Origin of the sequence: Streptomyces sp. R21, assembly GCF_041051975.1 — a bacterium.
GTDB lineage: Bacteria > Actinomycetota > Actinomycetes > Streptomycetales > Streptomycetaceae > Streptomyces.
The window spans coordinates 4,274,223-4,284,487 of sequence record NZ_CP163435.1; the positions used below are offsets into that span (position 1 = coordinate 4,274,223).

General features: G+C 74.1%; 2 protein-coding genes. One reads left to right on the top strand and one right to left on the bottom strand.

Annotated elements, in window-relative coordinates:
• The first annotated feature begins 24 nt into the window (after positions 1-24).
• Positions 25-2,895: a hypothetical protein gene (locus tag AB5J56_RS19115; protein WP_369233939.1), complete on the top strand. Its 2,871-nt coding sequence runs from the start codon at positions 25-27 to the stop codon at positions 2,893-2,895.
• 22 nt (positions 2,896-2,917) lie between these two features.
• Here the strand turns inward: AB5J56_RS19115 and AB5J56_RS19120 are convergent, their stop codons facing one another.
• Positions 2,918-10,240, bottom strand: a complete 7,323-nt coding sequence (locus AB5J56_RS19120; RefSeq protein ID WP_369233940.1) for an amino acid adenylation domain-containing protein — start codon at positions 10,238-10,240, stop codon at positions 2,918-2,920.
• Positions 10,241-10,265 lie beyond the last annotated feature (25 nt).

A 10,265-nucleotide genomic window follows, 5' to 3' on the forward strand; every position in this document is an offset into this window, starting at 1 on the left:
GGCCGGTCAAGGGGGAAAGTGCCAGTGGAGCAGGAACCGCTCAACCGCAGGAACGACCAGGCCGGGGACCCGGCACCGCAGCCACAGGAGATCAGCGTCATCACGGCGGCCGACGTGGCCGGAAGCCGCTTCACCGGCGGCACGGGCACGGCCCCGGAACCGGGGCGGCAGGCCGCCGTCATCGCGCAGGCGCAGAGCACACTGCCGATGGTCGTGCAGAGCCTGTACGCGGAGCGGCTGCGCTCGGTGGAACTGCGCGCCGACCAGGCCGGTGAGCCCTACTTCGCGCTCACCGACCGGCAGGGCAGGGACCTCACGCTCCGCGTGGACTCCGTACCGCTGCCGACGGGCACGGTCGCCCGTGCCTACGTCAACCCCACGTCGGACCACCACATCGTGCAGCTCTCCGACCGGATGGACCCGCAGCAGGTCGGCCGGGCACTCAGCCACGAGGTCGGCGAGATGCTCTCCGTGCGCGAGCGCGCGATGCGGGCGGCGGCCGGTGACCCCGAGGTCGCCGGGGTCGCCCCGCCGCGCCAGAACCTGCTGGCACGCGGGCAACTCTCCGCGGCCGAGCAGGGTTTCCGGCTCACCGACGAGGACCTCGGCCGTGTGGGCGAGCTCAACTATCTGGCCGCGCGCATGCACGACGCGAGCCTGGGCGAGGACCAACGCGCCGAGGCACGAGGTGAGTTGTCCGCCCTCGTCGACCACGCCGGTCTGCGCCCGCAGGCCCCGGCCGATTCCGAGCAGCACGCGCGGGAACTTCAGGCCGCAGACCTCCGCCTCGATACGGTCGACCCGCACCTGACCCCCGAATCCCGTGCCGTTGTCGCCCAACTAGCCGTTCCTGTCGAGCAGTTGGGCGCCGCCGACGCGGCCGACCTCCAGGCGTTCCGGTCCCGTGCCGAGTACACCCTGCCGCTCGGGAACGGGCCGCCGATGCCGGGCCTGCGGCCGGACGGCTCCCCCATCCCCCGCGAGGAACTCGCCTCGGCCGCCGCCGAGGCAGCCGAGCAGCGCACCCGCGTCAGCGCCGACACCCTCACCCAACTGCGCGCGGAGGCCGCGGCGAACGGCGAGTGGCCCACCCGCCAGGTCGTCATCGGCGGTGGGGCGAGCCTCGCGGGCCGCGATCCGGACGCCCTGCTCATCGACGCGCGCGGCCGATGGCACCTGGATCCCGGCGAGGGCCTCGTCCAGTCCGCGGACCAGACACGAGGCATGCCGGCGGCCGGCCTGGGTGACGCCCACCAGTTCGTCGACCCCGGCAGCCGGGTGCCGCGCGACGCCCTGCGTCTGTGGGAGGACACCCTCGCGGTACGCGGCCCGGTCGTCGATGGCAACGGCACGCTGGTCGCCGCGGGCGACGGGAACCTGTACGCACAGATCAAACCCGCCGACGGTTCCGACGAGGTCTACGTCAAGGTCCAGGGCGTGCCGACCGTCTCCACCGGACTGACGCCCGAGCTGATCCCGGGCGCCGACCGCACGGTGCAGACGCTGCCCGAAGCCCTCGAAACGGTGCGCGAGCGGCTGCCCGCCGACTCACCTCTGCACGCCCGGCTCGCCGAGGCGCCCACCGCTCAGGCTGCTCTCCAAGTGCTGGGCGAGGACGGCGTGTTGGACACACTGCGCGCCGACGACGGAAGCAGGGGTGCGCTCCGCACACTCGACGCCACGGCCCAGTGGGAGCACGTGCGGGCCGAGGCGCCCGGACGGGTCTTCATCGGCGACGAGATCGCCGAGAACCGTTTCGACCCGACGGCTGCGGACGGCCCGAAGACCTGGCTGATCGCGGGTGCGGGCGGCACCGGTGTGGCCAACGCCGAGATCATCCTGGAGGCCGACCCCGAGGCGAGGGTCACCATCGTCGGCCCGAACCTTCCTCCGGCGCTGGAGAACCAGGTCCAGTTCAACGCGATGCGCGAGCGGTTCGAGGCCTCGCACGGGGGTGACGGGCGGCTCACCATCGACATCGACCCGGCCAATCGCGTCGGCGCCGTACAGATGCACACCGGGCCCGACGGGAAGCCGCGGTTCCGCGAGGGGAACGCGGAGGCGGAGGCGTACGTCGGCTGCCTCGGCCGTACCTTCCCGCTGCCCGAGCCCCTTCAGGAGCTGGGTGAGCGGACCCGGTCCGGTGGCGGTCAGGTCAACGGGGACCTGATGTTCGACCAGGACCGGCTGTACGTCGGGTACGGCCTCAACTTCGAAGCGGGTGGGCAGCAGCACCGCGTGGAGGTGACCGGGTCCGCGTCGCTGCTGCTGCCCCGCGGTGTCTTCCCGTCCGACACCCAGCCGGCCCTCACCGCGATGGCCGTACGTCAGGTTCCCGCCCAGACCGGCAACGCGGCGGTCGGCTTCGCCCCCACGGCCACGCAGACCGCCCGCCTCGCCGAGGCCCGGGAGCAGGGGACCGTGCAGCGGCACAGCTCCGTTCCGGAGAGCTGGCAGAGGCCCACGACGGCCACGGCATCGGCATCGGCATCGGCATCGGCGAACAGTCCGTCGGCGCCGAAGGCCTCGGCGCCGAACGCCACGACGACGACAGGGGTCCCGACAAGTGGCTCCACCACGACCGGTCCCACCACGACCGGTCCCACCGCGACCGGACCGACCGCCACCGGACCTGCCGCGACCGGTTCCACCGCCACCGGACCCGCCGCCACCGGACCGACCGCAAGTGGCCCGGCCGCGACCGGTCCCACCGCCACCGGTCCCACCGGCCCTGCCTCCGTGAACCCCATAGCCAGGATCGCCCGGACCCGGTCCGGCAAGGGCACGGCCACCCCCGGCGGTCCCTCCGGTCCGACGGGCGGGAGCTCGGCTCCGGCACAGCAGCCACGCGTCCCGCGGCCACCACAGCCGGGCGGGGGCGCACCCAGCCGCTGACAGCCCGGGGCACGGCGCCGGACTACGCCTCCCCACCCGGCGCCGACCACCGCACATCCTCCACGCGCCATCCGCGCCGCGACGTTGCCGCGTCGTTCAGGGTGCTCTGTGCCAGCAGGGCGCGGGTGGCCTCGACGAGGTCGGCGAGGTCGGCGGCGCGGGGCCTGAGGAAGTAGTGGCCCGCGTCCGGGAGGACCGTCAGGAGGACTCGGTCCGAGAGATGGCGCCAGGTCCGGTAGCGGTCGCGGAAGTTCTTGGTCGCCTGGTCCCGGTCGCCGACGACGGCAATGACCGGGGCCCTCAGGCGCGGACCACGGCCTGTCCGGACGGAGCGGTAGTAGCGCTGGGACTCCCGCCAGGCGGCGCGACGGTTGCGTACCAGCTGGGCGAGGTGGTCCGGGCTCAGCTGGGCCGGATCGACGTCCGCGTCCACCAGGGTGGCGGTCCACGCGCGGGCGCCGCCCAGTCGCTCCCGGAGTGACGCGGCGCCGTGGCGCAGCCGGGGGAGGCGGCCGGCCGGGAGCAGGTTCGCCGCCAGGTACACGGCCTCGACCCGGCGTCCGGCGGCTTCGAGACCGCGGGCGATCTCGACGGTGAGGGCCACGCCGGCCGAGTGGCCGTAGAGCGCCACCGGGCCGTCGATCTGTTCGAGTATCTCGGTGACGCAGTCACGGGCCAGTTCGGGCAGGGCACGGATCTGTTCGCCCGGTTCGTGGCCGGGCGCGGCGATCGCGTGCAGGGCCCAGTCCGGGGCCAGGGCCTCGGCGAGCGGCTGGTAGATCAGCGCGCTCCCGGCCGCGTAGGGGGCGCAGACGAGATGGGTGCTCGCCGGGACCGGGCGGGCGGGGGTGAGCCGATGCAGCAGGCCGCGAACGGCGTCACCGGCTTCGCGCCCCTCGGGTGCGGAGCGGTCCGCCTCGGGCCCGTCGACGAGGGCGGCCATCGCGCGCACCGTCGGGTTGTGGAGCAGGTCCGTCACCCGTACCGGTACCGCCTGCTCGGGGAACTCCTGCCGCAGCCGCCCGACCAGCCGGGTGGCGAGCAGCGAGTAGCCGCCGAGTGCGAAGAAGTCGTCCGTCGCGCCGACGGCGTCCGTTCCCTCCATGCCGAGCAGCTCGCCCCAGATGCGGGCGACGGTGCGTTCGGTGGGCGTCGCGGGCCCGGCTGACGGCGCGACCGGAGCCGCCTGGAGCGCTCCCGGGTCCGGCAGCGCCTTGCGGTCGACCTTGCCGTGGCCTTGGAGCGGGAGGCGGTCCAGGGCGACGAAGCGGGTCGGCACCATGTACTCGGGCAGCCGCCGCAGCAGTTCCCTGCGCAGGTGCTCGGCCTGCGGCTGGGCCACGGTGCCCGGCTGCTCCAGGTAGGCCACGAGCTGCTGCCGCTCGGCGTCACCGTGCACGACCACCACGGCCTGGGCGACGCCGGGCAGTTGCGCCAGCGCGGTCTCGACCTCGCCCAGCTCCACCCGGAACCCGCGGATCTTCACCTGGTGGTCCTGGCGGCCGAGGAACTCCAGGCTGCCGTCCGGCAGTCGGCGCACCAGGTCACCCGTCCGGTACATGCGTCCGACCCCGTTCGCGGCCCCGGACGACGGCCGGGCGACGAACGGGTCGGGCAGGAACCGCTCCCGCGTCGGTTCGATGCGTCCGAGGTAGCCGCGGGCGAGGTGGGGCCCGCCGATGAAGAGCTCGCCGGTCACGCCGGGCGGCACCGGCCGCAGGGCCCGGTCCAGTACGTAGACGCGAACGCCGGGCAGCGGCCTGCCGATCGGCGTGGACCCGCCGGCCGTCGCCTCCTCCGCCGTGACCTCGTGCACCGTGGCCCCGACGACGGCCTCGGTGGGGCCGTAGTGGTTGAAGACCGCGCAGCGCCCGAACCCGGCCAGGGTCTGCGCCCACGCGTGCGCGCCGGCCTCCCCGCCCAGCACCAGGCCGCGACGGGGCAGCAGCGGCTCGGGGCCTGCCTCCACGGCGAGGGCGGCCAGGTGCGAGGGCGTCAACTTCAGGTAGTCGATGCCGTGTTCGGCGACCGCCTCGGCAAGCTCCGCGCCGGAACTGTCGCGCGGCAGCAGGTGGAGCCGGCCGCCCGTGCTGAGCGCGAGCAGCAGCATCGTCAGGCTGAAGTCGAAGGAGAGCGACTGGAGCAGGCCGTAGCTCGCGCCGGGGACGATACGCAGGCGCTCGCGCACCCCGTTCACGTAGTTCACGATCTCGCGGTGCTGGACGGCGACGCCCTTGGGCCGGCCCGTGGAACCGGAGGTGTAGATGACGTACGCGAGGTCGTCCGCGCAGGGGGCGGTGAGCGGCGGAGCCGCGAGTTCCTCGTCCGGCCCGGAGTCCCCCCTCGCCGCCCAGTCCGTCTCCCAGTCGTCGAGCAGGATTCGCTCGCCCGCGAAGCCCGCCAGCCGCCGGCCGACCTGCCGGTCCGTCAGCAGCACGGTCGCGGACGAGTCGGCGAGGAGGTACTCCAGGCGCTCGACGGGCTGTGCCGGATCCAGCGGCACATAGGCTCCCCCGGCCTTGAGCACGGCCAGCAGCGCTACGACGGTCCGGGCGGGCTCCTGCGTGCAGATGGCCACACGCCGGTCGGGGCCGACTCCCAGCCCGCGCAGCCGTCGGGCCAAGTCGTCGGCGTGACTGTGGAGTTGGTGGTAACTGAGGCTCTGCCGGGCGTGGACGAGGGCGGGCCGGTCCGGATACCGCCGCGCGGCGAGGTCGAGCAGACCGGTCAGTGTGGCCGCCTCGCCGGCCGGGGCCCGCGTCGTACCGGCCCATGCGCCGAGCAGCAGGTCGCGCTCGCGCTCGGTGAGCACCGGCAGCCGGTCGACCGTCGTCGTCGGGGCGGCGGCCGCCGCCCGTGCCAGCGTGGTGAGGCGGTCGGTGAGAGCCGCGACCGTGGACGCGTCCCACAGATCGGTGCGGTAGGCGAAGCGGCCGGCCAGGCCGTCCTCGTCCTCGGTGAGGTAGAGCGACAGGTCGAAGTGGGTCCGGTCGGCGGGGTAGTCGACGTCGGTGAAGTCCGGGGCGCCGCCTCCCCGGGCCGTCATGCTGCCGTGGTTCTGGAGGGCGAAGGTCACGTCGAAGACCGCCGACCGGCCGGTGTTGCGTTCGGGGGCGAGCTCGCGCACGATCTCGGCGAAGGGCAGCTCCTGGTGTTCGAAGGCGTCCAGGAGGCCCGACTTGACCCGGGAGACCAGCTCCCGGAACGAGGGGTCACCGTCCAGCCGGGCGCGCAGCGGCATGATCGTGGCGAAGGAGCCGACCACCCCTTCGAGTTCCGGGTGCAGGCGTCCCGCCGTCGGCGTGCCCACCGCGAAGTCCCGCTGCCCGGTGTGGTGGGACAGCAGCGACTGGAACGCCGCCAGCAGCACCATGAACAGCGTCGCGCCCTCGGCCGTGGCGACGGACCGGAGCATGTCCACCAGCTCGCGGTCCCAGCGGAAGTCGTGCGTCGCGGCCACGACGCCGGCGACCGCCGGGCGGGGCCGGTCGGTGGGCAGCTCCAGCGGGGGCACGCCGGCCAGCTCCTCGCGCCAGTAGCGGCGGCTCGACTCCAGGGCGGGGCCGTCCAGCAGCGCCCGCTGCCAGGCGGCGAAGTCGCCGGACCCGACCGGCAGCGGCCTGGGGGCGGCTTCCGTACGGCCGGTCACCGCCTCCTCGTAGAACGCCTGGAGGTCCTGTTTGATCAGGTCCAAGGACCAGCCGTCCGCGATGATGTGATGGGTCGTCAGCTGGAGGATGTGGTCGCCGCCGGGGAAGGCGATCACGGTCGCGCGCAGCAGCGGACCCCGCGCGAGGTCGAAGGGGCGCACGGCTTCTTCCCTGAGCAGGGGCAGCGCGTCCTGCTCGGGCGCGTCCAGCTCGACGTAGCGCGGCTGGATGTCGGCCTGTTCGGCGACGACGACGGTCGGTGCGCCGTCCGGGCCGGGCGGGAAGGACATCCGGAGCGCTTCGTGGCGTTGCGTCAGGCGGCCCAGCGCCTGGGCGAGCGCGGCGCGGTCGAGGGTGCCGTGCAGCCGCCAGGCCGGGGCGAGGTTGTACGCGGCGGTGCCGGGCGTCAGCTCGTCGATGAACCAGAGCTGCTGCTGCACCGCCGACAGCGGGGGCGTGCTGCCGCGCTCGCGCCGGGCGATCACCTGGCCGGGCAGGACGGCCCGGCCGCGCGCCCGCCCGGCCAGCTGGGCCACGGTCGGCGCCTCGAAGACGTCCCGGGGTGCGAGCGCCGCGCCCAGCTCGCGCTGGATCCGGGCCACCAGCCGGGTGGCCAGCAGCGAGTGTCCGCCGAGCTCGAAGAAGTCGTCGTGCACGCCGACCTGGTCGGCGGGCAGTCCGAGCAGCTCGGCGACGGTCTCGACCAGGACGCGCTCGGTCCGGTCGCGGGGGGCCGTGTACTCCCGTTCAAGGTCCGCGCGCCGCAGCTCGGGCCGGGGCAGCCGACCCCGGTCGATCTTGCCGTTGGCGGTCAGCGGCAGCTCCGCCAACGGCACGAAGGCCGAGGGGATCATGTAGTCGGGCAGCTTGGCCCGCAACGACTCACGCAGCCGCTCGCCCGCAACCGGATCTCCTGTGTAGTACGCGACCAGGCGGGCGTCACCCGGTTCGTCCTCCCGCACCACGGCCACGCAGGCGCCGACCCCCGGGTGGCGGGCCAGGACGTTCTCGATCTCGCCGGGTTCGATCCGGAAGCCGCGCAGCTTCACCTGGTGGTCGAGCCGGCCCAGGAACTCCAGGGAACCGTCGGCGCGATAGCGCACCTGATCGCCGGTCCGGTACAGGCGCTGTATCCCCTGGGAGGGAGTCGCGAAGGGATCGGGCACGAACCGCTCGGCCGTCAGCTCGGCCCGTCCGACATAGCCGTGCGCCACGCCGGTACCGCCGATGAGCAGTTCCCCGGGCACGCCCGGGGCGACCGGGCGCAGGCGGTCGTCGACCACGAACACCCGGGTGTTCGCGAGCGGCCGCCCGATGGGGACGCAGGCCGCCCCGTCCAGCGTGTCCGCGTCGAGCCGGGCGCTCAGCGACCACACCGTGGTCTCCGTGGGGCCGTACACGTTCCACACCGTGCGGGTGCCGTCGACCAGACGGCGGGCCAGGTCCGCCGGGAGCGCCTCGCCGCCGCACAGCGCCCGCAGCTCCGGGGCGCCGGACCAGGAGCCGGCGGCGAGCAGCAGCCGCCAGGTGGAGGGCGTGGCCTGCATGACCGTCGCGCCCGAGGAGCGCAGCAGCGCGGCCAGCGCGTCGCCGTCCACGGCGGTGTCACGGTCGGCCAGGACCACGGTGGCGCCGCGGCTCAGCGGGCCGAACAGCTCGAACCCGGCGATGTCGAAGGCCACCGTGGTGACCGCCAGCAGCCGGTCGCGCGGGCCGAACCCGATCTCGTCGGCCAGCGAACGGACCAGGTTGACCATGGCCCGGTGCCCGACCATCACGCCCTTCGGCGTGCCCGTGGAGCCCGAGGTGTAGATGGCGTAGGCGAGGCCGTCGGCGGAGACCTCCACCGGTGCGGCGAGGCCGCCGCCCGAACCCTCCACCGGAACGGCAGCGGACATCCCCGCGGCAGCGGTCTCGCCCCACGCCCCGGCCATCCGTCCCTCGGTGAGAACGACCGCCGCCCCGGCGTCCGCCACCGCGAAGTCGATACGGTCCTGCGGATACCCCGGGTCCAGGGGCAGGTAGGCGGCGCCGGTCTTGAGTACGGCCAGCAGCGCCACCACCAGGTCCGGGGAGCGCTCCAGGCAGACGCCCACGAAGGCGCCCGGTCCCGCGCCCTGCCCGCGCAGCCACCGGGCCAGCTGCTCGGCCCGCCGGTCGAGCTCGCCGTAGCTGAGCGACGTCCCGGCGTGTTCCACGGCCACCGCGTCCGGGGTGCGCGCCGCCTGGGCCTCCACCAGCTGGTGCAGACAGGCGTCGTCCGGCCAGGCCACGGCGGTGTCGTTCCACTCGGTCAGCAGCCGGTGGCGCTCGTCGGCGGGCAGCATGTCGAGCTCGGACAGCCGGGCCTCGGGAGCTGCGCACATGGCGCCCAGCAGCTCCCGGTAGTGGCCCAGCATCCGGCGGACCGTCGCCGGCTCGAACAGGTCGGTGCAGTACTCCATCCCGCCGGTCACCTGCGTCCCGGTCTGCTCCAGGAACAGCGACAGGTCGAACTTGGCGGCGCCCGGGTCCAGTTCCACCCGGTCGAGTGCCAGCTCCGGGCCGAAGGACTCCGGGGCGGGGGCGTGGTAGAGCGAGAACATCGTCTGGACCAGCGGGGACCTGCTCGGGTCGCGTTCCGGACGCAGTTCCTCGACCAGCCGCTCGAACGGCAGATCCTGGTGGGACCAGGCCTCGAAGAACTCGTCCTGCACGCGTTCCAGCAGCTCCCGCACCGTGGGGTCGTCGTCCAACTGCGCCCGCAGTACGAGGCTGTTGACGAACAGTCCGACCAGGGGCTCCAGCTCCACCTGGTCGCGTCCGGCGACCGGAACGCCGATCAGCAGGTCGTCCCTGCCGCTGTGCCGGGACAGCAGCAGGGCGTACCCGGCCAGCAGCACGGTGAACAGGGTGACGCCGGACTCCTGCCCGAGCGCGCCCACCTCCGAGAGCAGCTCGGCGGGCAGGTCCAGGGGCTCGTAGCCGCCGGCGAAGGACTGGTTCGCGGGCCGGGGCCGGTCGGTGGGCAGCTCCAGTGACTGCGGTGCGCCCGCGAGCCGGTTCCGCCAGTACTCGACCTGCTCGTCGAGCACACCGGTGCCCAGCCACTCCCGCTGCCGGGCGGCGTAGTCGGGGTACTGGAGCTCCAGTACCGGGAGTTCGGGCCGTACGGACGCTTCGGCGGTCCGGGCCCGGTAGCACTGCGCCAGTTCCCGTATCAGAACGCCCTGGGACCAGCCGTCGAACACGATGTGATGAACCGTCAGGACGAGCAGGTGCTCGTCCTGGGACGCGCGCAGCAGCCCGGCGCGCAGCAGCGGGCCCGCGGCGAGGTCGAAGGGCTCCCGCGCCAGTTCCTGGGCGCGCCCGACGACCTCCTCCTCGGCCGCCCCGGTCAGGTCGAGGACGGTCCACGGCACCTCGACCGCCGCCAGGACCCGCTGGGCGGGGCTGCCTTCCGCGGCGGGGAAGACGGTCCGCAGCGCGTCGTGCCGGGCGACGACGTCGGCCAGCGCGGCGCGCAGTGCGGCCCGGTCCAGCGGGCCTCGGATCCGGGCGCACCAGTGGATCAGGTAGGCGGCGTTGCCGGGATGGAGCTGGTCGAGGAACCACAGCCGTTCCTGTGCGGAGGAGAGCGGCCCCGGCCCGGGGACGGGCAGCCCCGGGCCGGGCAGTCCGGCGGAGCCGTCCGCGGTCTCCTGGACTCGCTGCATGGCTGGGTTCCCTTCGAACGGTCGA